General features: G+C 72.6%; 17 protein-coding genes and 1 pseudogene. 6 read left to right on the top strand and 12 right to left on the bottom strand.

Translation table 11 applies throughout. The annotated features are described in order from the left end of the window. Window positions 1-187: 187 nt before the first annotated feature. Window positions 188-988 (bottom strand): crotonase/enoyl-CoA hydratase family protein, encoded by an 801-nt coding sequence (locus K377_RS20685; protein WP_111664926.1) that lies wholly within the window; start codon window positions 986-988, stop codon window positions 188-190. 174 nt (window positions 989-1162) lie between these two features. On the opposite strand from K377_RS20685, the gene K377_RS20680 reads away from it, so the two are divergent. The 3 genes from K377_RS20680 (at window position 1163) to paaK (ending at window position 5132) form a co-directional block, all read left to right on the top strand. Beyond that, window positions 1163-2806: an acyl-CoA synthetase gene (locus K377_RS20680; protein ID WP_111664925.1), complete on the top strand. Its 1644-nt coding sequence runs from the start codon at window positions 1163-1165 to the stop codon at window positions 2804-2806. A 106-nt stretch (window positions 2807-2912) separates the two neighbouring features. Further along, a complete protein-coding gene (locus K377_RS20675) occupies window positions 2913-3701 on the top strand; it encodes a GNAT family N-acetyltransferase (protein WP_111664924.1) in 789 nt (262 codons plus the stop codon). Between the two features lie 138 nt (window positions 3702-3839). After that, the gene (gene paaK, locus K377_RS20670) at window positions 3840-5132 is read left to right on the top strand and encodes a phenylacetate--CoA ligase PaaK (RefSeq protein WP_181512617.1); all 1293 of its coding nucleotides are present in this window, start codon (window positions 3840-3842) and stop codon (window positions 5130-5132) included. 13 nt (window positions 5133-5145) lie between these two features. On the opposite strand, the gene K377_RS20665 is transcribed toward paaK, so the two are convergent. Further along, a complete protein-coding gene (locus tag K377_RS20665; RefSeq protein ID WP_111664922.1) occupies window positions 5146-6090 on the bottom strand; it encodes a PHB depolymerase family esterase in 945 nt (314 codons plus the stop codon). 138 nt (window positions 6091-6228) lie between these two features. After that, window positions 6229-7776, bottom strand: a complete 1548-nt coding sequence (locus tag K377_RS20660; RefSeq protein ID WP_111664921.1) for an acyl-CoA synthetase — start codon at window positions 7774-7776, stop codon at window positions 6229-6231. Window positions 7777-7893: 117 nt separating this feature from the next. Between K377_RS20660 and K377_RS20655 the strand changes: the two genes are divergently transcribed. After that, window positions 7894-10311: a penicillin acylase family protein gene (locus K377_RS20655; protein WP_111664920.1), complete on the top strand. Its 2418-nt coding sequence runs from the start codon at window positions 7894-7896 to the stop codon at window positions 10309-10311. Window positions 10312-10344: 33 nt separating this feature from the next. Here the strand turns inward: K377_RS20655 and K377_RS20650 are convergent, their stop codons facing one another. Both K377_RS20650 and K377_RS20645 read right to left on the bottom strand, forming a co-directional pair. Continuing rightward, window positions 10345-11901 (bottom strand): acyl-CoA synthetase, encoded by a 1557-nt coding sequence (locus K377_RS20650; protein ID WP_111664919.1) that lies wholly within the window; start codon window positions 11899-11901, stop codon window positions 10345-10347. Window positions 11902-12042: 141 nt separating this feature from the next. Then, window positions 12043-13143 (bottom strand): nitronate monooxygenase family protein, encoded by a 1101-nt coding sequence (locus tag K377_RS20645; RefSeq protein WP_111664918.1) that lies wholly within the window; start codon window positions 13141-13143, stop codon window positions 12043-12045. A 167-nt stretch (window positions 13144-13310) separates the two neighbouring features. On the opposite strand from K377_RS20645, the gene K377_RS20640 reads away from it, so the two are divergent. Both K377_RS20640 and K377_RS20635 read left to right on the top strand, forming a co-directional pair. Continuing rightward, entirely contained in the window at window positions 13311-15089 is a 1779-nt protein-coding gene (locus K377_RS20640) for a serine hydrolase domain-containing protein (protein ID WP_111664917.1), read from the top strand. After that, window positions 15068-15313, top strand: a pseudogene (locus K377_RS20635) (acetylxylan esterase); the annotation flags it as partial. The gene K377_RS20640 and the pseudogene K377_RS20635, both read left to right, overlap by 22 nt. A 92-nt stretch (window positions 15314-15405) precedes the next feature. Here the strand turns inward: K377_RS20635 and K377_RS20630 are convergent. The 7 genes from K377_RS20630 to K377_RS20600 form a co-directional block, all read right to left on the bottom strand. Then, a complete protein-coding gene (locus K377_RS20630) occupies window positions 15406-16950 on the bottom strand; it encodes an NAD(P)/FAD-dependent oxidoreductase (RefSeq protein ID WP_111664916.1) in 1545 nt (514 codons plus the stop codon). Between the two features lie 60 nt (window positions 16951-17010). Beyond that, a complete protein-coding gene (locus K377_RS20625; RefSeq protein ID WP_111664915.1) occupies window positions 17011-19275 on the bottom strand; it encodes a serine/threonine-protein kinase in 2265 nt (754 codons plus the stop codon). A 52-nt stretch (window positions 19276-19327) separates the two neighbouring features. Continuing rightward, a complete protein-coding gene (locus K377_RS20620; RefSeq protein ID WP_111664914.1) occupies window positions 19328-20197 on the bottom strand; it encodes an oxygenase MpaB family protein in 870 nt (289 codons plus the stop codon). Between the two features lie 38 nt (window positions 20198-20235). Beyond that, complete coding sequence (locus K377_RS20615; RefSeq protein ID WP_181512611.1) at window positions 20236-21039, bottom strand: phosphatidate cytidylyltransferase; 804 nt, start codon at window positions 21037-21039, stop codon at window positions 20236-20238. Continuing rightward, on the bottom strand, window positions 21036-22826 hold the full coding sequence (locus tag K377_RS20610) for a histidinol-phosphate aminotransferase family protein (protein ID WP_111664913.1): 1791 nt from the start codon (window positions 22824-22826) through the stop codon (window positions 21036-21038). The genes K377_RS20615 and K377_RS20610 overlap by 4 nt, the downstream gene beginning before the upstream one ends. Before the next feature lie 99 nt (window positions 22827-22925). Next, window positions 22926-23714, bottom strand: coding sequence for a phosphatase PAP2 family protein (locus tag K377_RS20605; RefSeq protein ID WP_111664912.1), 789 nt, complete (start codon window positions 23712-23714; stop codon window positions 22926-22928). 3 nt (window positions 23715-23717) lie between these two features. Next, window positions 23718-24671: a YihY/virulence factor BrkB family protein gene (locus tag K377_RS20600; RefSeq protein WP_111664911.1), complete on the bottom strand. Its 954-nt coding sequence runs from the start codon at window positions 24669-24671 to the stop codon at window positions 23718-23720. Window position 24672: the final 1 nt, after the last annotated feature.

Here is a 24672-nt window from a genome sequence, read left to right as displayed (position 1 = left end):
GGGGGGGGGTGCTGTTTCGTCGCCGGGTGCGGGTTGCGTCGTGGCTGGTCGCGCAGTTCCCCGCGCCCCTGAGGCTGCGCTTCGCGCGTCTCACGTCCCGGGGGCTCTGATGAGATGGCGCACGAAGTGCGCGTCTCAGGGGCGCGGGGAACTGCGCGAGAAGCCCCACCGGGCCGCGGACGGAGCACTACTCCCGGCGGAACTGCGGCGCGCGCTTCTCGGCGAAGGCGCGGGCACCCTCCTTCGCGTCGGCGGTGTCGAAGATCGGCCAACCCCGCTTCAGCTCGGCGGCGAGACCGTCCGACTCGGACATCTCGGCGGCCTCGTACACGGACGCCTTGACAGCCTCCACGGCCAGTGGCCCGCACGCGTTGATCTGCTCGGCGATCCCGAGCGCGGCATCGAGCGCGGTGCCGTCGGGCACGACCCGCCCGACGAGCCCGATCGCGGCGGCCTCGGCCGCCGGATACGCGCGCCCGGTGAGCAGCATCTCCAGGGCGTGGGTGCGGGGCACCTGGCGCGGCAGGCGGACCGTCGAGCCGCCGATCGGGAACAGGCCCCGCTTGACCTCGAAGAGCCCGAACGTCGCGGACGCGCCGGCGACCCTGATGTCCGTGCCCTGAAGGATCTCGGTGCCACCCGCAACGCAGTAGCCCTCCACGGCGGCGATCACCGGTTTGCGCGGGCGGTGATGGCGCAGCATCGCCTTCCAGTGCAGATCGGGGTCGGCCTTGAGCCGGTCGCGGTACTGCTCGCCCGCCATGCCCTTGCCGGCCAGGGCCTTGAGGTCCATGCCGGCGCAGAACGAGCCGCCCGCGCCGGTGAGCACGACCGAGCGGACGGTGTCGTCGGCGTCGGCCTCCAGCCATCCGTCGTAGAGGCCGACGAGCATCGGCAGGGAGAGCGCGTTCTTGGCCTCGGGCCGGTTGAGCGTGAGGACGAGCGTCGCGCCTTCGCGCCGCACGTCGAGATGTTCGGTCCCACCCATGGGTGTCCTCCAGTCGGCCGGAGCTCGGACCTGGAACAGGTTGCAGGAGGGGACCGACCAGTTCAAGAGTTTTCTGACAGACAGTCAGATTTCTTGTGCGGGGACCCTTCCCCCTTACATCCCGGGATGCTCTGATGACGGCCACACGAGATGCGGCCTGGGTCAGGAGGAGCGGTGGAGTACAACCTTGCCGACCTGTTCGAGTCAGTCGTCGACGTGGTCCCGGACCGCGAGGCGCTCGTCTACGTCGACCATCCCGGTACGGGGGCGGAACGCAGGCTCACGTACGCGGAATTGGACACGGCGGCCAACCGGATCGCCCACCACCTCATCGACAGCGGCATCCGGCCGGGCGAGCACCTGGGCCTTCACCTCTACAACGGCGTCGAGTATCTGCAGACGGCCCTCGGCTGCCTCAAGGCGCGGGTCGTCCCGGTCAACGTCAACTACCGCTACGTAGAAGAGGAGCTGGTCTACCTCTACCGCGACGCGGACCTCGCGGCGCTGGTCTTCGACGCGGAGTTCACCGAGCGGGTCGCGGCCGCCCAGCCCCGCACGGAGAAGCTGCGGCATCTGGTGCGGGTGGGCACCCCGCCGCCCGGCGCGCCCCCGCTCAAGGCCGTCGATTTCACGGAGGCGGAGGCATCGGCGTCGCCGGAGCGCGGGTTCGCGGCGCGGTCGGCGGACGACCAGTTCATCATCTACACCGGCGGCACGACGGGTATGCCCAAGGGCGTGATGTGGCGTCAGGAAGACCTGTTCTTCGCCGGGTTGGGCGGTGGAGCACCGACCGGCGAGGCGGTGACCCGTCCCGAGGAGCTGGCCGAGCGGGTGGCGGCGGGCGGTGACGGCATCACGTTCTTCCCCACTCCCCCGCTGATGCACGGCACCTCGACACTGACGGCGTTCATCGGGTTCAACTTCGGCCAGCGCGTCGTCATCCACCGCAAGTTCGTGCCGGAGGAGGTGCTGCGCACGATCGAGAAGGAGCGGGTGACGAGCGTGTCCCTGGTGGGCGACGCGATGCTGCGCCCGCTCATCGACGCGCTCGGCGGCCCGCTCAAGGGCACGGACTGCTCGGCGCTGTTCAGCGTCTCCTCGTCCGGCGCGATCATGTCGGACACGGTGCGCGCGCAGTTCCAGGCGCTGGTGCCGAACGCGATGCTGCTCAACAACTTCGGCTCGTCCGAGTCGGGTTTCAACGGCACGGCGACCGACGGTTCGGGCGCGGGCCAGGGCTTCCGGCTGCGGGTCAACGCCCGTACGCAGGTGGTGGATCCGGCGACGTACGCGCCGGTGGAGGTCGGCGAGATCGGCCGGCTCGCCCAGCGCGGGCACGTCCCGCTCGGCTACTACAACGACCCGAAGAAGACGGCCGAGACCTTCTTCCGGACCGGAGACGAGCGGTGGGTGCTGCTCGGCGACATGGCGACGGTCGACGACGAGGGCATCGTGACGGTCCTCGGCCGCGGCTCGCAGTGCATCAACACGGGCGGCGAGAAGGTCTACCCGGAGGAGGTCGAGCAGGCGCTCAAGTCCCACCCGGACATCTACGACGCACTGGTCGCCGGTGTCCCGGACCCGAAGTGGGGCAACCATGTCGCGGCGGTCGTCCAACTCCGTGACGGGGCACCCACGTTGGATCTGGGGGCGGTCCAGACGCACTGCCGTACCCATCTCGCCGGCTACAAGATCCCCCGCCAGCTGGTGGTGACGGACAGCATCCAGCGCTCCCCCAGCGGCAAGGCGGACTACCGGTGGGCGCGGAGCGTGGCGGCGGAGTCGGCCGCGTCCCCGCCGGTCAGCGACGCGCCGTGACGATCGGCCGGTAGGACCCCGTCGTCCCGGGGGTGCGCCGGGCGCATCGTCACGGCCGCACCGTAATCCGGTTGCCGCCGCATGGCACCGGTGCTGGAGTGACCGGATGGATCGTGAAAAAGTACTGGCCCTGTTCGACCGGCAGATTCGGCTCGGGGCCCGGCCCGACGAACCGGCGGCGCGGGTCGAGCGGGTCGGCGGCGTCGTACGGCATCTCAGTCCGCCGGGCGGCTGGCACGGGGTGCTGTGGTCGGACCTCGACGAGGACACCGCGGACGCCGCCATCGCCGAGCAGGTGCGGCTCTTCCGGGAGCTGGGCGGCGAGGCCGAGTGGAAGACGTACTCGCACGACCGGCCCGCCGATCTGCCCGCGCGGCTGGTCGCCGCCGGGTTCGTCGCGGAGGAGCCGGAGACACTGCTCGTCGCCGAGACCGCCGTGCTGCCGCTGGACAGCCCGCTCCCGGAGGGGATCCGGCTCATGCCGGTCACCGAGGAGGCGCACATCGCGCTCGTCGAGGCCGTGCACGCACGGGCCTTCGACAACGAGTCGTCGCACATCGCCCACCAGATCCGCCAGCAGCTCGCGAACGACCCCGACACGGTGCCCGCCGTGCTCGCCCTGTACGGCGACGAGCCGGTCAGCGCCGCCCGCCTCGAACTGAACCCGGGCACGGACTTCGCGGGCCTGTGGGGCGGCGGCACGGTGCCCGAGTGGCGCGGGCGCGGGATCTACCGCGCCCTGGTCGCCTACCGGGTGCGGATCGCGGTCGAGCGCGGATACCCGTACATGCAGGTCGACGCGACCGAGTACAGCCGCCCGATCCTGGAGCGGCTCGGCTTCGAGGCGCTGGGGACGACCACGCCGTACCTGCTGCCGGCGGAGACGGGCCGCTGACGGAACCCGTCTCGACCGGATCGCCCGCGTCGCATCCCTTGACGTCAGGGCCCCGACCTTGAATTACTGACGACCAACAGGTCAACCGAATGATCGGTCGGGAGTTCGGGAGTGCGGTCGATGGCGACAGAGGCATCCATGACGGACTGGTGGGACGCGGGCGAGCGTCTGGGCGTGGCGGGGTTGCGGGAACTTCAGCTGGAGCGACTGCGCGCGACGCTCGCCCGGGTGTACGAGCGGGTGCCGTTCTACCGGGAGGCGTTCGACAAGGCGGGGGTGCGCCCCGAGGACTGCGGCTCGCTCGCCGATCTGGCCCGGTTCCCGCTGACGACCAAGGCCGATCTGCGGGACAACTACCCGTTCGGGATGTTCGCCGTCGACCAGGCGGACCTGCGGCGGCTGCACGCGTCGAGCGGGACGACGGGGACGCCCACGGTCGTCGGGTACACCGAGGCCGATCTGTCGATGTGGGCGGACATGGTGGCGCGGGCGATCCGCGCGGCGGGCGGCCGGCCGGGCCACAAGGTGCACGTGGCGTACGGGTACGGCCTGTTCACCGGCGGGCTCGGCGCGCACTACGGCGCTGAGCGGCTCGGCTGCACCGTGATCCCGGCGTCCGGCGGGATGACCGCGCGCCAGGTGCGGCTGATCCAGGACCTGCGGCCCGAGATCATCATGGTGACGCCGTCGTACATGCTGACGCTGCTCGACGAGTTCGAGCGGCAGGGCGTGGACCCTCGTACGACGTCCCTGAAGGTCGGCATCTTCGGCGCCGAGCCGTGGACCGAGGAGATGCGGCGGGAGATCGAGGAGCGGTGCGCGATCGACGCGGTCGACATCTACGGCCTGTCGGAGGTCGTCGGGCCCGGTGTCGCGCAGGAGTGCGTGGAGACGAAGGACGGCCTGCACATCTGGGAGGACCACTTCTATCCCGAGGTCGTCGATCCCCTCACGGGTGAGGTGCTGCCGGACGGGGAGCTCGGGGAGCTGGTCTTCACCTCGCTCACCAAGCAGGCCATGCCGGTGATCCGCTATCGCACCCGGGACCTGACCCGGCTGCTGCCGGGGACGGCCCGGCCCGGGTTCCGGCGGATGGAGAAGATCACCGGGCGCAGCGACGACATGGTGATCCTGCGCGGGGTGAACCTGTTCCCCACGCAGGTCGAGGAGATCGTGCTGCGCACGCCCGGGGTGGCGCCGCACTTCCAGTTGCGGCTGACCCGCGAGGGCCGGATGGACGCGCTGACGGTGCGGGCGGAGGCCCGGCCGGACGCCACGCCGGACGAGCGGGCCGAGGCGGCCCGCTCGATCGCGGCGGGGATGAAGGACGGGGTCGGGGTGTCGGTCGGCGTCGAGATCGTCGAGCCCGAGTCCCTGGAGCGGTCGGTGGGGAAGATCAGGCGGATCGTGGACCTGCGGCGCGAGGCGTAGGGCGGCCGGCGTCTCAGTGCTTCGGCAGCGGGTGCTCGGTGAGGAACTTCCAGATGAGGGGTGTCGCGTCGATGGTCGTCGGGGTCGCCGAGTCCTCGTTGGGGGCCGTCGAGGGCCAGACGTGGCCGCCGTCCGTGATCCGGTAGTGCTCCAGCGCGGAGCCGTCGTCGCAGGAGCGCCAGCGCTGGCGTACGACGTTGTCCTTGATCTGCGTCTCGCTCGGACGCGCCGCGCACCCGTCGCGCTCGGCCCAGCCGGCCAGCCAGTCGGGCAGGGCGGGCAGGCCCTTCTCCGGGTTGCCGTCGTACGGGATCGTCGTGTCGGCCTGCCCGTGGAAGTCGAGGACGGGGACGGGCCGCCGCGGGTCGCAGGCGCCGCTCTGCGGGTAGAAGGCGCCGGAGACGACGGCGGTCGCGGCGATCCGGTCGGCGAGGCGGCAGGCGACGACGGCCGCGAAGCCGCCGCCGTTGGACTTGCCGGAGGCGAAGACGCGGCGCGGGTTCACGCACAGCTCCTTCTCGGAGGCGTCGATCAGCGCGTTCGTGAACGCGATGTCGTCGACGTCCGCCGAGTACGGGGCGCCTTCCCAGGCGCTCCTGCCGTCGGTGCCGATGACGCCCTGCGGGTAGACGACGACGGCGTCCAGCGCGTTCATGCCGGTGAGCCGCTCCTGGTAGTCGGAGGTGCGGCCGTGTCCGTGGAAGGACAGGACGAGCGGGGTGGGCCGGTCCGGGTCGTAGGAGGCGGGCAGGTGCACCAGGTAGTCGCGCCGTTCACCGTCGACGGTGAGGGACCGTGCGGTGGACGCGCCCGGGGTGAGGTCGGTGGGCGTACCGCAGCCGGCCGATCCGGCGGCCCGGTGCGGCTGTGCGACGGCCGGGCCCGGGGTCAGGACGGCGGCGGCGAGCAGGGCCCCGACGGCGGAGGCGGCGAGGCGGGCGAGGTGCGAGCGGCTCATGGAGTTCCCTTCGGGCGGCGCGGCGGCCGCGGGTCGTCCGCGGCCGGGCCGATCGCCGGGACACTAACTCCCACGCGGGGCCCGGCAATACGGCCTGTTCAGGGAACTCAATGAACGTAAAGCACGCCCCGTCCGCGGTCAGTCGCCGAAGCGGTCGCGCAGCTCCCTCTTGAGGATCTTGCCGCTCGCGTTGCGCGGCAGTTCGTCGACGAACACGATCCGCTTCGGCGCCTTGAAGTGGGCGAGCCGCTCGCGCGCGTGGTCGACGAGTTCGGCCTCGGTCACCTCGGCCGAGCGGACCACGACGGCGGTCACCGCCTCGATCCAGCGCTCGTCGGGCAGCCCGATGACGGCGGTCTCCGCCACCGCGGGGTGGGTGTAGAGGGCGTCCTCGACCTGCCGTGACGCGACGAGTACGCCCCCGGAGTTGATGACGTCCTTCACCCGGTCGACGACGGTGAAGTAGCCCTCGCCGTCGCGCACGGCGAGGTCGCCGGACCGGAACCACCCGTCCCGGAACGCCTCCTGGCTCTCCTGTTCCTTGTCCCAGTAGCCGTCGCACAACTGCGGTGAGCGGTAGACGACTTCGCCGGGCGTGCCGTCGGGCACGTCCTTGCCGTCCTCGTCGACGACCTTCGCCTCGACGAACAGCACCGGCCGCCCGCAGGAGTCCATCCGGCCCTCGTGCTCATCGGGGCCGAGGACGCAGGCGAGCGGGCCGATCTCGCTCTGCCCGAAGCAGTTGTAGAAGGCGAGACCGGGCAGCCTGGCGCGCAGCCGCTCCAGGACCGGCACCGGCATGATCGAGGCGCCGTAGTACGCCTTGCGCAGTCCGCTCAGCTCGCGGACCGCGAAGTCCGGATGCTGGGAGAGGCCGATCCACACCGTCGGCGGCGCGAACAGACTGTCGGCCTCGCCCGCCTCCACCAGGTCGAAGATCCGGTCCGCGGCGGGCGCGTCCAGGAGGGTGTTGGTGGCGCCGACCGCGAGGTAGGGCAGCAGGAAGACGTGCATCTGCGCCGAGTGGTAGAGCGGCAGCGAGTGCACGGGACGGTCCGTCGCCGCCAGGTCCAGGGCGTGGACGGCGCTCACGTACTCGTGGACCAGGGCGCGGTGGGACATCATCGCGCCCTTGGGCAGGGCCGTCGTCCCGGACGTGTAGAGCAGTTGGACGAGGTCGTCCGCGTCCGGCGGATCGCCGTCGTAGGGGACGGCGGCGGGCAGCCGGTCGAGCAGCGACTCGTCGGCGTCGCGCAGCAGCAGCGTGCCGACGCCGTCCGGGAGGCGCCCGGCGAGACCGGGGTCGGTGAGCACCAGGGCGCTTCCCGACTGGCGCACGATGTAGGCGAGGTCGTCCCCGGTGAGGTTCTGATTGACGGGGACGTGCACGAGGCCGGCCCGGGAGCAGGCGAGGAAGCCGATCAGGTACGCGTCGGAGTTGTGCCCGTAGGCGCCGACCCGGTCGCCGGGCGCGAGACCGAGGCCGCGCAGCAGCCCGGCCGCGCGGGAGACGGCGTCGTCGAGTTCCGCGTACGTCCATGAGCGCGGCCCGTACCGCAGCGCGACCCGCTCCGGGGCGCGGCGGGCGCTGCGCCGCAGCACTCCGTCGACGGTACTGACGGCCGCCGCCGCGGCCGGTGTCCGCTCGGTCCCGTGTGCCCTCTGTGCCCTTGATGGACTCGTCATGGCGTGATCCTGCGGGGTGACCGACGCCAGGTCAAGACACGTGCCACCACCCCTCGGCAGTCGACATACTCGCTGGTACGCTCAACCGCCTTTGCCCTCACGACAGTTGGGAGCACGATGCGAATCCGCCCGAGACAACGGCGCCTCGCGGCAGTCGGCACGGCCCTGTTGACCGTCCTCACGGCGGCGGCCGCGCTGCCGTCGGCGGCGGCCGACCGCCCGGAGCGCCCGCACGGCGGCGGTCTGTCCGCCACGATCCGCTACACCGAGTACGGCATTCCGCACATCGAGGCCGAGGACTACACGAACCTCGGCTTCGGCACCGGCTGGGCGCAGGCCGCCGATCAGGTGTGCACGCTCGCCGACGGGTTCGTGACGCTGCGCGGTGAGCGCTCGCGCTGGTTCGGCGCGGACGCCGCGCCGGACGGCTCGCTCTCCTCGGCGGCCGGGAACCTCTCCAGCGACCTGTACTTCAAGGGCGTACGGCAGTCACGGACAGTGGAGAAGCTGCTGGCGACGCCCGCGCCGGCCGGTCCCAGCAAGGCCGTGAAGGACGGGATGCGGGGCTGGGCCGCGGGGTACAACGCGTGGCTGCGGCAGAACCGCGTCACCGATCCCGCGTGCAAGGGCGCGGCCTGGGTGCGGCCGGTGACCGAACTCGACGTCGCCGCGCGCGGGTTCGCGATCTCGGTGCTCGGCGGGCAGGGCCGCGGGATCGACGGGATCACGGCCGCGCAGCCGCCGTCGTCGACGACCACGGCGAACCCGGCCCCCACCGACACGAAGAAACTCGCGCGCGCAGCGTCCGAGTTGTTCAGCCAGGAAGACTCCGACATGGGGTCGAACGCGGTCGCGTTCAGCGGGGCGACGACCGCGAACGGGCGCGGGCTGCTTCTCGGCAATCCGCACTACCCGTGGCAGGGCGGCCGTCGCTTCTGGCAGTCGCAGCAGACGATCCCCGGTGAACTGAACGTCATGGGCGGCTCGTTGCTCGGCACCACGACGATCTCGATCGGCCACAACGCGCACGTGGCGTGGAGCCACACGGTCGCGACCGGCGTCACCCTCAATCTGCATCAGCTCACCCTCGATTCCTCCGACCCGACCACGTATCTCGTGGGCGGCGAGCCGGAGAAGATGACGAAGCGGACCGTGACCGTGCCCGTGAAGGGCGGCAAGGACGTGACGCGGACCCAGTGGTGGACGCGGTACGGGCCGGTCGTCACCTCGCTCGGCGCCTCGCTGCCGCTGCCCTGGACGGCCACGACGGCGTACGCGCTGAACGATCCGAACGCGGTCAACCTGCGGGCCTCGGACACGGCGCTCGGCTTCAGCAAGGCGCGCTCGACGGACGACGTGCTGGCGTCCCTGCGCCGCTCCCAGGGCATTCCGTGGGTGAACACGATCGCCGCCGACTCCGCGGGGCACTCGCTCTTCACCCAGTCGCAGGTGCTGCCGCGCATCACCGACGATCTGGCGGCCCGCTGCTCGACGCCGCTCGGCAAGGCCACGTACCCGGCGTCGGGCGTCGCGGTCCTGGACGGTTCGCGCGGTGACTGCGCGCTGGGCCGCGACAAGGACGCGGTGCAGCCCGGGATCTTCGGTCCCGCGAAGATGCCCGTGCTCAAGGACGCACCCTACGCGGAGAACTCCAACGACAGCGCCTGGCTGGCCAATGCCGACCGGCCCCTGACCGGGTACGAGCGGATCTTCGGAACGGTCGGCACCCCGCGCTCGATGCGCACCCGGGGCGCCGTCGAGGACGTCGCGGCGATGGCCGGACAGGGTGGTCTGACGGTCGCCGATCTGCAGAAGCAGCAGTTCGCGGACCGGGCCCCGGCCGGGGATCTCGCGGCGGCGGACACCGCGCGGGCGTGCGCCGCGCTGCCCGGCGGCACGGCGACGGGCAGCGACGGAAAAGCGGTCGACGTGTCCGCCGCGTGCGGCGTCCTGAAGGGCTGGGACCGCACCATGGGCACCGGCAGCCGGGGCGCGCTGCTCTTCGACCGGTTCTGGCGCAGGCTCAGCGCGGCGGTCCCGGCGGCGCAGTTGTGGAAGGTGCCGTTCTCGGCGGCGGACCCGGTGGGCACGCCGAACACCCTCGATACGCAGGTACCTGCCTTCGCCACGGCGCTCGCCGACACGGTGGCCGAACTGCGGGCCGCGGACATCCCGTTGAACGCGAAACTCGGCGACCACCAGTTCGTGGTGCGTGACGGCCGGCGCATCCCGGTGCACGGCGGCACGGAAGGGCTCGGCGTCTGGAACAAGGTCGAGCCGGTCTGGAACGCCGCGGGCGGCGGTTACACCGAGGTCGTGCACGGCTCCAGCTACATCCAGGCCGTCGGCTGGGACGGCGGCCGCTGCCCGGTGGCGCGCACGCTGCTCACGTACTCCCAGTCGTCGAACCCTGACTCGGCGCACTTCAGCGACCAGACACGGCTCTTCTCCGGGAGCAAGTGGGTCACGGAGCGCTTCTGCGAGCAGGACATCCGGAAGTCGCCCGCGCTGAAGGTGGTGCGGGTGCGCGGCTGATCCCGCGCACCCCGGCGGGAGGGGCGGCCCCGGTCACACGGCCCGGGTGCGCCCCTCCCAGTACGGGTCGCGCAGCCGCCGCTTGTACAGCTTGCCGTTGGGGTCGCGCGGCATCGTCTCGATGAAGTCGACGCTCTTGGGCCGCTTGTACCCGGCGAGCTGCGTCTCGCAATGGGCCAGGATCTCCGCGGCCAGCTCGTCCCCGGCGGTGCGGCCCTCGGCGACCTCGACGACGGCCTTGACCTCCTCGCCCCAGTCGTCGTGCGGGATCCCGAAGGCGGCCGCGTCGGCGACGGCGGGGTGGGTGAGGAGCGCGGACTCGATCTCGGCGGGGTAGATGTTGACGCCCCCCGAGATGATCATGTCGATCTTGCGGTCGCGCAGGAAGAGATAGCCGTCCTCGTCGATGACACCGAGGTCGCCGACGGTGAAGAAGTCGCCGATGCGGTTCTTCTTCGTCTTGTTCTCGTCCTTGTGGTACGAGAATCCGCCGGTGCTCATCTTGAGGTAGACGGTGCCGAGTTCACCGGCCGGGAGCCGGTTGCCGTCGTCGTCGAAGACGGCCAGTTCGCTGATGGGCCATGCCTTGCCGACCGTTCCCGGCTTCTTCAGCCAGTCCTCGGCCGTCGCGAACGCGCCGCCGCCCTCACTGGCCGCGTAGTACTCCTCGACGCACGTCCCCCACCAGTCGATCATCGCGCGTTTGACGTGGTCGGGGCAGGGCGCGGCGCCGTGGATCGCGTGCCGCATGCTGCTCACGTCGTAGCGGTCCTTGGTCTCCTGCGGCAGGGCGAGCAGCCGGTGGAACTGCGTCGGCACCATGTGCGTGTGCGTGCACCGGTGGGTGTCGATGACGCGGAGCATCTCCTCGGGCGTCCACCTGTCCATCAGGACCAGCCGGTGGCCGATGTGGAGGGCGGCTCCCGCGAACTGGAGCACGGCCGTGTGGTAGAGCGGTGAGCAGACCAGGTGGACGTTGTCGTCGAACGGCTTGATACCGAAGATGCCGAGGAACCCGCCGAGGTAGGTCTCCTCGGGGAGCTTGCCGGGCAGCGGGCGGCGGATGCCGCGCGGGCGGCCCGTGGTCCCGGAGGTGTAGTTCATGACCCAGCCGAGCGTGCGGTCGGCGGGCGGCGCGTCGTCCTGACCGTCGAGGAGTTCGGCGTACGGGCGGAAGGTGTCGATGGCGCCGACGGCGTAGCGGTGGGTGGCGGGGAGGTCCGCCTCGTCGGCGGCGGCGCGGGCCTGGTCGGCGAAGCGCTCGTGGGCGATGAGGACCTTGGCGCCGGAGTCGGAGACGATCCAGGCGATCTCCGGTCCTACGAGGTGGTGGTTGACCGGGACCAGGTAGAAGCCGGCCTGGGACGCGGCCAGGTGGGCCGTGAAGAACTCGACGCCGTTGGGGAGGACGACGGCGAAGGAGTCACCTCGTCGCAGGCCCGCCTGGCGCAGGCCCGCGACCATTGTGTTGGCCGCCGCGTGGAGGCGGGCCGCTGTCCATTGCTCGCCGTCGGGGGCGATCAGCGCGATACGGTCCGGCTCCGCCGCGGCTTGGGCCCAGAAGCCGTTCGGGGGTGTCTGGTCGGGCATGGGGTCGTTCCCTTCTGGGGTGGCGGGAGGGGCGGCGTGGTCGGGTGCGGCTCTCGTCGTGGCTTTCGCGCAGTTCCCCGCGCCCCTGAAGCGAGCTCCGTCGCCCTTCAGGGGCGCGGCCGGCACCCGGCGACGATGGCGCTATCGCCCTGCGATCCGGTTGATCCTGTCGATGGCCTTCTCGAAGTCGCGGGTCAGCTCGTCGAAGACGGCCTGGACGGACCGTTCCTCGTTCATCCGGCCGACGATCTGCCCGACGGGCGTGCCCAGCAGCGGCTCCACCTCGTACTTCTGGATCCGGGACACCGCCTCGGCGACGAGCAGCCCCTGCAACGGCATCGGCAGGGTGCCGGGCCCGGCCGGGTCGTCCCAGGCGTCGGTCCACTCGGTCCGCAACTGACGCGCGGGCTTACCCGTGAGAGCGCGCGAGCGCACGGTGTCGCCGGACCCTGCGGCGAGCAGCTTGCGGGTGACGGCCGGGGAGTGCATGTCGGCCTCGGTGGTCGTCAGCCACACCGAGCCGAGCCAGACTCCCTGCGCGCCGAGCGCGAGGGCGGCGGCGACCTGCTGCCCGCTGCCGATGCCGCCGGCGGCGAGGACGGGCAGCGGGGCCACGGCCTCGACGGCTTCGGGCGTGAGCACCATGGAGGCGATCTCGCCGGTGTGCCCGCCGGCCTCGTAGCCCTGGGCGACGACGATGTCGATGCCCGCGTCCGCGTGCTTGCGGGCGTGCCGGGCGCTGCCCGCGAGCGCGGCGACGAGGACGTCGTGCTCGTGGGCGCGGGCGATGACATCGGCCGGGGGTGAGCCGAGGGCGTTGGCGAGGAGCTTGATCGGGTAGTCGAAGGCGACGTCGAGCTGGTTGCGGGCGACCTGCTCCATCCAGCCGGTGATCCGCCAGCCGGACGCCTCCCCTTCCGCGAGTTCGGGCACGCCGTACTTGGCGAGGGTGTCCGTCACGTACTGCCGGTGGCTCTCCGGGATCATCGCCTCGACGTCGGCCTCCGTCACGCCCTCGACCTTCTTGGCGGGCATGACGACGTCGAGTCCGTAGGGCCTGCCGCCCGCGTGTTCGTGCAGCCAGTCGAGGTCGCGCTGGAGTTCGTCGGGTGCCGTGTAGCGGACCGCGCCGAGTACGCCGAGACCGCCGGCTCTGCTGATGGCCGCGGCCACCGCGGGAAACGGTGTGAAGCCGAAGACGGCGTGCTCGATCCCCAGTTTCTTGCTCAGCTCCGTCTGCATGCGCGCAGGATGCCGCAGCCGGCCGGCCGACGGAAGAGGTTTTCTGATGCAGCGTCAGATTCTTTACAGGGTGGGCACGGGGCCCGGGTGGTTGACACGGAGCAGTCTTGACATGAATCTTTCACCCGTCGTGGTGGATCCCGAAAGATACTTTCAGGAGGCTGTTGATGCGCTCAGGGGACCAGGACAGATCACGGGCCGGGCTCACCCGGCGCGGACTCGGCGCCGCGGCCCTCGCGCTGGGCGGGGCGCTCGCCCTCGCGCCGTTCCCCGCGGGCCCCGCCGCGGCCGCGGAACCGAAGCGGCGACCGACGCTGCGGCACGGCCCCCCCGAGCGTGCGGGGCTGCTCGCCGGGCATCTGCGCCAACTCGTCGCCGACGCCGAGAAGTTCCTCGACCCCTCCCCCAAGCACCCGTGGTACGCGGGCGCCGTGCTGCTGGCGGGACGCGGCGGCACGGTGGCGCTGCACCAGCCGATCGGCAAGGCGGTGAGGTACGAGCACTACGACGAGGCGACCGACACCGGCGTCGAGTTCCCGGCCGCCGACCAGATCGACATGGCCGAGGACACCGTCTTCGACCTGGCGTCGGTCTCCAAGCTCTTCACGTCGATCCTCGCCGTGCAGGAGATCGAGCGCGGCGGTCTCGCACTGGAGGCGAAGGTCGCCTCGTACCTGCCGGACTTCGCGGGCGCGGGCAAGCAGGACGTGACGATCCGTCAACTGCTGACTCACACCTCGGGTTTCCGCTCCTGGATCCCGCTGTACAAGGAGCCGACGCGCGAGGGACAGCTCCGGCTCATCTGGAACGAGGCGCCGCTCAACCCGCCGGGCACCGTCTACCTCTACTCCGACCTGAACCTGATCTCCCTCCAGCTCGTCCTGGAGAAGCTCACCGGCACGACGCTCGACGTCCTGCTGCGCGAGCGCGTCACCGGCCCGCTCGGCATGACCCGTACCCGCTACAACCCTCCGGCGGACTGGAAGCCGAAGGTCGCGGCGACCGAGGACGCCCGCGCACCCTGGTCGGGTCTCGACCGCGGTCTGGTGTGGGGCGAGGTGCACGACGAGAACGCCTACGGGCTCGGCGGTGTCGCGGGCCACGCGGGAGTCTTCTCCACCGCCTGGGACCTGGCGGTCCTCGGCCGCACCCTGCTCAACGGCGGCGTGTACGGCAGCGCGCGCATCCTCTCCGCCAAGTCCGTGGAGCTGATGTTCACCGACTTCAACCAGGCGTTCCCCGGCGACGAGCACGGGCTGGGCTTCGAGCTCTACCAGCACTGGTACATGGGCGCGATGGCCACCCCGCGCACCGCGGGCCACACCGGCTTCACGGGGACCTCGATCGTCCTCGACCCGACGACCGACTCCTTCCTCATCGTGCTCGGCAACTCCGTGCACCCCGTGCGGAACTGGCGGTCCGGCTCCGCACCCCGGGTCGCCGCGGGCACGAACATGGCACGGGCGGTCGCGGTCCGCCCCGCGCACGGCCGCACGGCCTGGTTCGCCGGCACGGCGAGCGCCACGACGGCGACGCTGACCCTGCCGGACCTGCGCCTGACCTCGTCGGACGCACGGCTCAGCTGCTCTCTGTGGTGGGACACGGAGCCGCACTCCGACTTCGTGTTCCTGGAGGTGTCCACGGACGGCGGGAGCACCTGGAAGGCCCTCCCCTTCACGACGGACCTCACCGACACCCACGACACGGGGGCCGTGGACGGCTTCTCCGGCCGCACCTGGCACCGCCTGGAAGCGGATCTCGGCGGCCTCGACCCCGCGTCCGTGCGGGTGCGCTGGCGGTACACGACGGATCAGCTGTATGTCGGCCGCGGGGTCTACGTGGACGGCATCCGGGTCACCGACGGCCGCCGCGTCGCCTTCGACGAGGCGCGGCCGGCGGACTCGTCGCGGATCGAGGCGGTCGGCTGGGCGGCGTCCCGGGACTGACCGCGGCGGGGCTGCGCGACGGCGGGGCGGCGACCGTCGCCGACGTGCCGTTCCTGTGCCACTACCGGCGGGCCTCGCAGATCACGGACAACGGCCCGTACGCGGAGATCGCCCGGTTCCTCTCCGGGCACCGGTTCGGCGTCGAGGCGGCGATGGAGACCCTGTCGTACGTCGACGGGGTCAACTTCGCGGCGCGGGCGACGAGTCCGGCCTGGTTCTCGGTCGGCCTGATGGACAGGATCTGCCCGTCGTCCACGGTGTTCGCCGCCCATCACCGCTCTGCGGGGCGTGTTCGGCACCTGATCCGGCGGCGGGGTCAGCGGCCGAGCACCGCCATCGCCGCGTTGTGCCCGGGGATACCGCTGACCCCGCCGCCGCGGACCGCGCCCGCTCCGCACAGCAGCACGTTGGCGTGCGCGGTCTCGACGCCCCAGCGGCCCGTGCCCGCCTGCGCGTAGGGGAAGGAGAGCTCCCGGTGGAAGATGTTGCCGCCGGGCAGCCGCAGGTCCCGCTCCAGGTCGAGCGGGGTCTTCGCCTCGATGCAGGGGCGGCCGTCGGCGTCCTCGGCCAGACAGTCCTCCAGCGGTTCGGCGAGGTGGGCGTCGAGCTGGGCGAGGGTGGCCTTGAGCAGGGCGGCGCGAACCGTGTCGTGGTCCCCCGCGAACAGCCGGGCCGGTGTGTGCAGGCCGAAGAGGGTGAGCGTCTGGTAGCCGCGCGCGGCCAGGTCCGGTCCGAGGATCGTGGGGTCGGTGAGGCTGTGGCAGTAGATCTCCGAGGGCGGCGCGCTCGGCAGCGACCCGGCCGCGGCCTCGGCGTGCGCGGTCGCCAACTGGGCGTATCCCTCGGCGACATGGAAGGTTCCGGCGAACGCCTCGTGCGGGTCGACGGAGGTGTCCTTCAGCCGGGGCAGCCGCTTGAGCAGCATGTTGACCTTGAGCTGGGCGCCCTCGGCCGGGGGCGGCGGGGTGTCGCCGACGAGCCGGGCGAGGTGCTCGGGGGACGCGTTCACGAGGACGTGCCGGGCGGCGATCGTGCCGTCGGTGTCGGCGGTGCGGTAGGTGACCTCGGCCTGCTGTCCGTCGGTCTCGATCCGGGTGACCTCGTGGCCGGTGCGCAGCTCGGCGCCGGACGCGCGGGCCGCGGCGGCGAGGGCGTCGGTGAGGGCTCCCATGCCGCCGACCGGGACGTTCCAGTCGCCCGTGCCGTTGCCGATGACGTGGTAGAGGAAGCAGCGGTTCTGGGCTAGGCCGGGGTCGTGGGCGTCGGCGAACGTGCCGATCAGCGCGTCGGTGAGGACGACACCGCGCACCAGGTCGTCGCTGAACCGCTCCTCGATGCCGACGCCGATGGGCTCCTCGAAGAGCAGCCGCCACGCGGTCTCGTCCGCGACACGGGTGCGCAGTTCCTCGCGGGTGGGCAGCGGCTCGGTGAGCGTGGGGAAGATCCGTTCGGCCGCGTGCCGGGTCGTCCCGTAGAAGCGGTGCCAGGCCGCGTACTCGCGCTCGCCGCCGGTGAGCCGGGCGAACGAGGCGCGCGTGCGGTCGTCTCCGCCGCCGACCAGGAGGCCGGTGGCGCGGCCGTCGCGGACGGTGGGGGTGTACGAGGAGACGGTGCGGGGACGGACGGCGAAGTCCAGGTCCAGATCACGCACGATCTTCCTGGGCAGGAGGCTGACCAGGTAGGAGTAGCGGGACAGACGGGCGTCCACGCCGGTGAAGGGGCGGGTGGAGACGGCGGCGCCACCGGTGGTATCGAGGCGCTCGAGGACGGTGACGGTGCGGCCTGCGCGGGAGAGGTAGGCGGCGGCGACCAGGGCGTTGTGGCCGCCGCCGACGATGACTACGTCGGTCCGGGTGAACATGGCTCTTGGTAGCACGGGAGGGTCCGGGACAGCCAGGGTGACGGGCCTGCGGCTCCGGCGCTAACCGCGGCGCCGCTGGGCCGCCACTCGGTGGTACAGCTCCGTCGCCTCCGGGCCGCGGCCCAGTTGTTCCAGGCAGTGGGCCTCGTCGTTGCGGCTGGCCAGGGTGTCGGGGTGGGTCTCGCCCAGGACCCGCTCGCGGGCGTCCGCCACCGTGCGGTACTCGGTGAGCGCGTCCTGCCAGCGGCCGAGCCAGCCCAGGCCGACCGCGATCTCGCGGCGGCTGACGAGGGTGTCGACGTGGTCGGGGCCGAGCACCCGCTCGCGGATCGCGCAGACGTCGCGGGCCTCGGCCAGGGCCTCCTCCCAGCGGGCCAGCCGGCCGAGGTTGACGCCGAGGCCGTGGCGGGCGCGCAGCGTCTCGGGGTCGTGCGGGCCGCTGACGCGGACGCGGTCGTCGATCAGGTCGCGGTAGAGGGTGAGGGCCTCGGCGCTGCGGCCGAGACGGCCGAGGCCGATGCCGACCTCGTAGCGGGCGGCGAGGGTGTCGGGGTGGCCGGGCCCCAGGGTCTCCGCGCGGGCCGCCGCGACCTCGCGGTAGGTCCTCAGGGCGTCGCTCCAGCGACCCAACTGCCCGAGCGTGTAGCCGACTTCGCAGCGTGTGACGAGCGTGTCGGGGTGGTCGGGGCCGAGGATGCGGGCGCGGGCCTGCGCGACCTGGCTCGCCATCCGGTACGACTCCTCCAGGCGGCCCAGACGGCTGAGGTTGAAGGCGAGGTTGTGCCGGCAGCGCAGGGTGTCGGGATGGTCGGGCCCCATCGCGCGCTCCCGGGCCGCGAGCACCTCCGTGTACACCTGGTGGGCTTCGGGGTGGCGGCCCAACTTGCCCAGGACGTAGGCCACTTCCTGCCGTGCGCTCAGCGTGTCGGGGTGCTCGGGGCCGAGGACGCGGGCCCGGCCCTCCACCACGCGCCGGTACTCCCCCAGCGCGTCCGCCGCGCGGCCGGTGCGGCTGAGGCTGAAGGCGGCCTCGTAACGGCTGGCGAGGGTGTCGGGGTGGTCGGGGCCGAGCGCCTGCTCGCGCTCGGCGGCGACGGCCCGGTGCATGTCACCGGCCTCGGCCCAGCGGCCGACCCGGCCGAGGCCGAGGGCTGCGTGGTGCCGGGAGACCAGTGCGGCCGACACCTCGGTTCCCGGGGTGGGGAGTTCGGCCGGAATCGGTCGGGTCGTCGCGGGCCCTTGCGGGCGCGGGATCCATTCGCCGGTGAGGCCGGCCGCGCCGTCCGGCGGGGTCATGCGCAGGCCGGAGCCGCTGGTGGCCTTGTGACCTGTGGTCATGCCGCGGGTCCAGGACGGCAGGCGCGGTTCGTGCGGGGTCTGCGGCGCGTGGACCGCGGTCGTCCCGGAGTACGTCACGATCTGCGGGGTGCGCACCGTGGGGACGTAGGTCGCGCGCGCGGCGCGTCCCGCCGCGATGCGCCGGCCCACCTCCCGTGCGTCGCGCGGCCGTTCCTCGGGCTCCTTGGCGAGCAGGTCGAGGATGATCCGCTCGACGTACGCGGGCAGGTCGGGGCGGTGGTTGCGGGGCGGCTCGGGCTCGGTGTCGCGGTGCCCGACGAGCACGGCCCAGGCGTCGTCGAGGTCGAAGGGGGGCGCGCCGGTGGCGATCTCGTACAGGACGCAGCCCAGGGAGTAGAGGTCGCTGCGCTCGTCGACGTGGGTGCCGCCGATCTGTTCGGGCGACATGTAGTGCGGGGTGCCCATGGCGATGCCGGTGCCGGTGAGCCGGGAGGTGAAGCCGATGTCGTGGCCGAGCCGGGCGATGCCGAAGTCGCAGATCTTGGCGGTGCCGTCGGTGAGCCGGACGATGTTCGCCGGTTTCAGATCGCGGTGGACGATGTCCTGTTCGTGCGTGTAGGCGAGCGCGGCGGCGATCTGCTCGGCGATGTCGACGACCTCGTCCACGGCGAGCGGATGGTGCCGGTTCGCCTCCAGGAGCTGGCTGAGGTTCTTGCCGTCCAGGAGCTCCATCACCAGGTAGAGGACACCGTCGTACTCGCCGAAGTCGTGCACCACGGTGATGCCGCGGTGCTGGAGTCCGGCGGCCACCCTGGCCTCTCTGCGGAAACGCTCCCGCAGGACCCGGGTGAAGGACTGGTCGCGCTGCGGTCCGAGCGGCTTGAGGCACTTCACGGCGACGTGCCGGCCCAGTGACTCGTCCCGCGCCCGCCACACCTCGCCCATACCGCCCCGGCCGATCCGGTCGAGCAGCCGGTACCGCTCGTGGATCAGTCTGACGTCGCGGGTCTCCCCCAACTCCGGCATCGTCCGCCATCGCCCCCGTCGCCTCGCTCCCGCGCCCTCCCCGGGCGGGGTCTCAGTCCAGTATGGCTACCCATCTGTCGACTTTGTACGGGGCCGGACGCGCGTCGGGGCCAAGTCTGGCCATCGCCCGCAGGATGTGTTTCGGCGGTAGTTGCCAGCGCACACGGTCGGGAATCCGGCGCAGGGCGGTGCCGGTGGCGCGCAGGCGACGGGTGACGACGGCCGGTGCGGGGGCGGGTCTGCCGTACAGGGTGTGGGCGTACGGCGGCAGGGAGGCGTAGGCGAGGTTCGCCACGCGCCGCCAGAGCACGTCGCGCGCGGGTTTCAACAGCATTGGCGTGGGCGGGCGTTGCAGGAAGTCGTCGACGGTGCGGGCCTCGGCGCCCGCGGCCAGTTCGGGCCGCACCTGCTCGAAGTAGGCCCTCAGGTGCGCCTGGTCGGCGGGTACGTCGTCGGGGTCGAGGCCGACGAGGCGGGCGCCGGTGCGGTGTTCGGCGATGTAGCGGTCGGCCTGCGCGTCGGTGAGGCGGAAGCCGGAGCGGCGCGCGACGTGCAGATAGGAGTCGATCTCCGCGCAGTGCACCCAGAGCAGCAGTCCGGGTTCGTCGACGCCGTACCGCTCCCCCGTGGCGGGGTCGGTGGCCGTGAGCCGGCGGTGGATGCCGCGCACGCGCGCCCCGGCCTTCTCGGCCGCCTCGGTGGTGCCGTACGTCGTGGTGCCGACGAAGCTCGCCGTGCGCATCAGGCGGCCCCACGCGTCGCGCCGGAAGTCGGAGTTCTGCATCACCCCGCGCACGGCGCGGGGGTGCAGCGCCTGGAGGTAGAGGGCGCGGATGCCCGCGATCCACATCATGGGGTCGGAGTGGACCTGCCAGGTCACCGAGTCGGGTCCGAAGAGTCCCGGGTCCGCGTCGTCGCGCATGGTCGCAGGGTACCCGCGGACCTCCGGCGGCCACCGGTTCAGCGCAGGACCAGGAGGACGGCGAGCGCGCCGAGGAGGGAGTCGACGCGGTCGAGGAGACCGCCGGAGCCGGGCAGCCAGCGGCCCGCGTCCTTCCGGTGCGCGCCGCGCTTGACCATGGACTCGACGAGGTCGCCCGCCGGGCCGCCGACCGCGACGGCCAGTGCCGTCCGCCAGTCGGCCGCGCCGAGCAGGGCGAGCGCGCCGATGCCCGCGGCGGCCCCGGCCAGGGTGCCGCTCCAGCGTTTGGCCGGGGACAGCGGGGACAGGCGCGGTCCGCCGAGGCGACGGCCCGCGAAGTAGGCGGTGATGTCGGCGACGGAGACGGCGACGAACAGGGCGAGCGCGTCGGTCCCGAGCGGGACGAGTACGGCGAGCAGGCTCAGCCAGGCGAGTCCGAACAGTGCGGCGGCGGCCCGGCGCAGCCCGTGGTCGGCGTCGCCCGACACCAGCGGCACCGCGACCACCGCGAGGGCTCCGGCGGCGGTCGCCCGCAGGATCTCGCCGGGCGCGACCCACGCGGCCAGGATCACGGCGGTGACCGCCAGGGCGAGCACCGCCCGGTCGGGGCGGGGCAGGTCCAGGAGCCCGCCGAACTCGTGGACGGCGATCAGCGCGGCGACCGTGGCGAGGGCCGCGACGCCCGGGGGCCCGAGCCAGAACGCGCCGGTGATCAGCGGCACCCCCACCGCCCACGCGCACCACCGGATCATCAGCTCGCGGCGCCGGGAGGCGGCCACGCCCGCACCGGCCAGGGCCAGCGCCCCGCCGAGCCAGGGCGCCAGGGAGGCGACGGTGGTCACCGGGCGGTTCCGGTGACCGGCTCGCCCGGGAGCGGCACCGGCGGGACCAGCACGTCGAGCGCGGCCTGGCAGGCGGCCACGATGCGGGCGTTCTCCGCGGCGTCCTTGACGGCGATCCGTACGGTGCGCCCCTCGTAGAGCGCGGACAGCGGCGACAGGTCGCGCAGGTAGACGTCGTGGTGGCGGCAGGCTTCGACGAACTGCGCGGCGCTCGGCCCGTCGGCCGGCAGGGTGAGGTTGACGAAGTTCGCGACGCCCTCCTCCACGAGCACGCCCTCGTCCAGCTCGGTGAGTTCGAGGGCGAGCCGGTGGCGCAGCGCGCGGGTCTGGAGCCGGCGTTCGCGGTAGTAGGCGGGTGCGCCCAGGGCGGCGACCGCGGCGCGTTGCGCGGGCAGGCTGACCGGCCAGGGCGGCGTCCACCGCCGCAGGCGGGCCGTCGTGTCGGGTGCGGCAACCAGGTAGGCGGCGCGGAGTCCGGACAGGGCGTACATCTTGGAGAGGGAGGTGCAGACGATGACGCGCGGGTCGGTCGCGGCGAGCGGCGCGAGGGAGACGCCGGGGTCCTCGGCGCCCTCGGCGCCCTCGCCGTCCACGTAGCCGAGATAGGTCTCGTCGATCCACCAGCGGGTGCGGTCCGGCGCGGCGTCGATCGCGGTGCGCAGATCGGCGGCGGGCGCGTGCCGGCCGGTGGGGTTGTTGGGGTTGACGACGACCACGAGGTCGTACCGTCCGTCGGCGACGGCCTCGGTGAGCCGTCGTGGGTCGATGCGCCAGTCGTCGGCGCGGCGCAGGCGCAGCCGGTCGACGTGGCAGCCGATGACCCGCTCGGTGACATGGGCGTACTCGCCGTAGCCGGGGTCGATGAGGAGCACCCGGCTCTCGGGGGTGAGCAGTTGGCCGAGCGCCCGGTAGATGAGGTCGGAGGAGCCCGCGCCGACGCAGAGGCTGTGCCGCGGCAGCCGGCGCACCGCGGCTATCTCCGCGATGAGGCCCGCCGCGTCGGCCGGTGGTGAGGTGCGGGCCAGCCAGGACGGGTCGTCGGTGAGCGCGTCGCTCACCTCGGGCGCGGGCGGGAACCAGGCGTCCAGGACATCGGCCGCGACGATCCGGCGGCGCCGGTGCAGGGTGCGGAAGTCGGTGCCGACGGCGGTGAAGGAGGCGCCGCCGTGTTCGCAGCCGTCGGGGCCCGGGGCGAACGGCACGTCGAGCCGCCAGTCCACGGCGGTCCGCAGCCGCTCCAGGGTGGCCGGGTGCCGGTCGAGGACGCTCCGGGTCAGCGCGTCGACCCCGCCGGTCAGCACCTCGAAGGACACCGCCCCGCACTGCACCGTGCGCCCGACGGGCCGCAGGCCCGCGGCGAGGTAAAGACCGAGCACCTCGGTGCGGCCCATCGCCACGACGTGGCGGCCGCCGCGGGAGGCGATCCAGCGCAGCGCCGCGTACATCAGCAGCGGTGCCACTGCGCTGGTCCGTTCCTCCGGCTCGACGGTGAGGATGCGCACCTCGAAGGTGTCGGCCTCGCGCAGCAACGGCAGTTCGTCGCGCTCCAGGTACTTGTCGAGCCCGAACCGGCCGAGCCAGGGGGGCGTCACGCTCACGAAGCCGATCCGCACGGCACCGCGTGTCGCGACCAGATAGACGTTGTCCCCGTCGAGCCCGTCGCTCAGCCGCCCGTCCGGGCGCGACGCGTGCTGTCCCAACTCCCGCGCGTACACCCGGTGCCGCAGGTCGTGGATCCAGTCGGCGTCCTCCGGGACGGCGGTGCGCAGGTGCAGTTGGCGGCCCATGAGGATCTCTTTCCGAGCGGGGGCGGGTCCGTCCCATCCTCGGGAGCGGGCCCGCGTCCCGGGAGGGCGCTGCGACGCAGGCGGTCTGAGTACGCGTACTCAGGCGGCCCGGGTCTCCGGTTCCTCCGGTCGCTCCGTGCGCAGTTCGGGCTCCAGGCCCTGCGACGGAGGTGTCCGGCGCAGGCCGGCGTCCGTCCGCCATGCCTCGAACGCCCAGGTGGTGAGGGTGACGACGGCGGCGCCCAGGAGCCAGCCGCCCACGACGTCGCTGAACCAGTGGACTCCCAGGGCGACCCGGGTGAATCCGACGCCCACGACCGAGACGACGGCGAGCGCCCAGCACACCGGCCGCCCGCGTCGCGGGACGAGGGAGAGGGCGATCAGCAGGAGGATGGCGCACGAGGTGGCCGCGGTCATCGCGTGGCCGGAGGGGAACGAGTAGCCGGGGGCGTGGGCCACCGGATCGCTCAGCGACGGCCGGGCGCGTTCGACCAGGAGTTTGGCCCAGAGTCCGATCAGGCCGCCGGTCACCGCGGTCGTCGCCGACCAGGCGGCGAGCCGCCACGCGCGCCGGTACAGGAGCCACACCGTGACGGCCAGCACCGCGCAGCGCAGTGTCAGCGGATCCCAGACCCAGTCGGACATCACGCGCAGGGTCCGGGTCCACGCCGGGTGGTCCGTCGCGAGGGAGTGCAGGCGCCAGGCGGCGTTCTCGTCGATCCGGTGCAGCGGCGTCCACTGCCTCTCGACGAGCACGACCAGCAGGGCGAACGGCGCGGTCGCGAGCGCGGCGACGGCCGCCGCACCCGCCAGACGCAGGGCGAAGCGACGGTCGGCGATTCGGCGACGGTGTTCTTGGAGACGACGGGCGCCGGCGCGCACCACCATGGTTCAGACTCCCGGGTCGGGTTGGATCGGGTCGGGCCGCTGTCCTCGTACGGCTTCCAGTTGAGCGGCGAAGGACAGCCCGAGGAACAGGGCGATCGAGGTGAGGTAGGCCCAGAGCAGCAGGGACATGAAGGCGCTGAGCGGGCCGTAGACGGTGTCGAAGGAGCCGCTGAGGTTCAGGTACATGCTCAGGGCGAAGGTCAGCGCGGACCACAGGACCAGGTAGACGGCGGCGCCGAAGGCCAGCCAGGTGTACCCGGGTTGGGAGCGGCGCGGTGCGCCTCGGAAGATGACGCTGGCGGAGAGCAGGGCCAGGAGCAGGCCGAGGGGCCAGCGGAGCAGGTTCCAGGCCGTGGAGGCGGTGTCGCCGAGGTGGTAGACGGTGGCCGCCGCCGCGAAGAGGTCGTCGCCCGCCACCGCCATGACGAATCCGAGGCCGAGCGGCACCCCCGCGGTCAGTGCCATGAGCAGGCCGCGGGTGTACTTCTGCGCGAACGGCCGGTCGCGCTCGCAGCCGTAGATGCGGTTGGCGCCCCGCTCCACCTGGCACATGGCCGTGGTGACGTTGACCAGGGAGAAGAGCAGGCCGAACCAGAGAGCGAGCTGGTTGCCGTCGCCTGCGTGGCGGCGGCTGCGGTCGAGCGCGTCCTCGACGACCTCGGCGCTGGGGCCCTGCGAGATGCGGTGGATGGCGAGTTCGGCCATCTGTCCGATGCTCTCGGTGTGCACGGCCGTGGAGAGCCCGACGAAGGCGATCGACAGAGGTACGACCGACAGGACGGTCTGCAGGGCGAGCGCGCGGGAGTGGCTGAACCCGTCGGCGTAGCGGAAGCGCATGAACGCGTCGCGCAGCAGCGGCCAGCGGCCGTAGCGGCGGAGCGTGACGAGCGCCTCGTCGCCGGAGAGTTCGTCGCCGATCATGTCGCGCGTCGTCGGCACGCGGGTCGCGGTTCCCACG

The organism is Streptomyces sp. PsTaAH-137 (genome assembly GCF_003259365.1).
Lineage (GTDB): Bacteria > Actinomycetota > Actinomycetes > Streptomycetales > Streptomycetaceae > Streptomyces.
Note: the sequence above shows the minus strand (reverse complement) of the source record. Positions and strands in the feature narration are given on the sequence as shown.

What these genes read in the sequence shown, in the direction of transcription:
- paaK (WP_181512617.1), top strand. Translation starts at nt 3,840, where the DNA reads ATGACGGACTGGTGGGACGCGGGCGAGCGTCTGGGCGTGGCGGGGTTG.
- K377_RS20650 (WP_111664919.1), bottom strand. Translation starts at nt 11,901, where the DNA reads ATGCCCGACCAGACACCCCCGAACGGCTTCTGGGCCCAAGCCGCGGCG.
- K377_RS20610 (WP_111664913.1), bottom strand. Translation starts at nt 22,826, where the DNA reads ATGGGCCGCCAACTGCACCTGCGCACCGCCGTCCCGGAGGACGCCGAC.
- K377_RS20630 (WP_111664916.1), bottom strand. Translation starts at nt 16,950, where the DNA reads ATGTTCACCCGGACCGACGTAGTCATCGTCGGCGGCGGCCACAACGCC.
- K377_RS20620 (WP_111664914.1), bottom strand. Translation starts at nt 20,197, where the DNA reads ATGCGCGACGACGCGGACCCGGGACTCTTCGGACCCGACTCGGTGACC.
- K377_RS20660 (WP_111664921.1), bottom strand. Translation starts at nt 7,776, where the DNA reads ATGACGAGTCCATCAAGGGCACAGAGGGCACACGGGACCGAGCGGACA.
- K377_RS20665 (WP_111664922.1), bottom strand. Translation starts at nt 6,090, where the DNA reads ATGAGCCGCTCGCACCTCGCCCGCCTCGCCGCCTCCGCCGTCGGGGCC.
- K377_RS20655 (WP_111664920.1), top strand. Translation starts at nt 7,894, where the DNA reads ATGCGAATCCGCCCGAGACAACGGCGCCTCGCGGCAGTCGGCACGGCC.
- K377_RS20640 (WP_111664917.1), top strand. Translation starts at nt 13,311, where the DNA reads ATGCGCTCAGGGGACCAGGACAGATCACGGGCCGGGCTCACCCGGCGC.
- K377_RS20675 (WP_111664924.1), top strand. Translation starts at nt 2,913, where the DNA reads ATGGATCGTGAAAAAGTACTGGCCCTGTTCGACCGGCAGATTCGGCTC.
- K377_RS20645 (WP_111664918.1), bottom strand. Translation starts at nt 13,143, where the DNA reads ATGCAGACGGAGCTGAGCAAGAAACTGGGGATCGAGCACGCCGTCTTC.
- K377_RS20685 (WP_111664926.1), bottom strand. Translation starts at nt 988, where the DNA reads ATGGGTGGGACCGAACATCTCGACGTGCGGCGCGAAGGCGCGACGCTC.
- K377_RS20625 (WP_111664915.1), bottom strand. Translation starts at nt 19,275, where the DNA reads ATGCCGGAGTTGGGGGAGACCCGCGACGTCAGACTGATCCACGAGCGG.
- K377_RS20605 (WP_111664912.1), bottom strand. Translation starts at nt 23,714, where the DNA reads ATGGTGGTGCGCGCCGGCGCCCGTCGTCTCCAAGAACACCGTCGCCGA.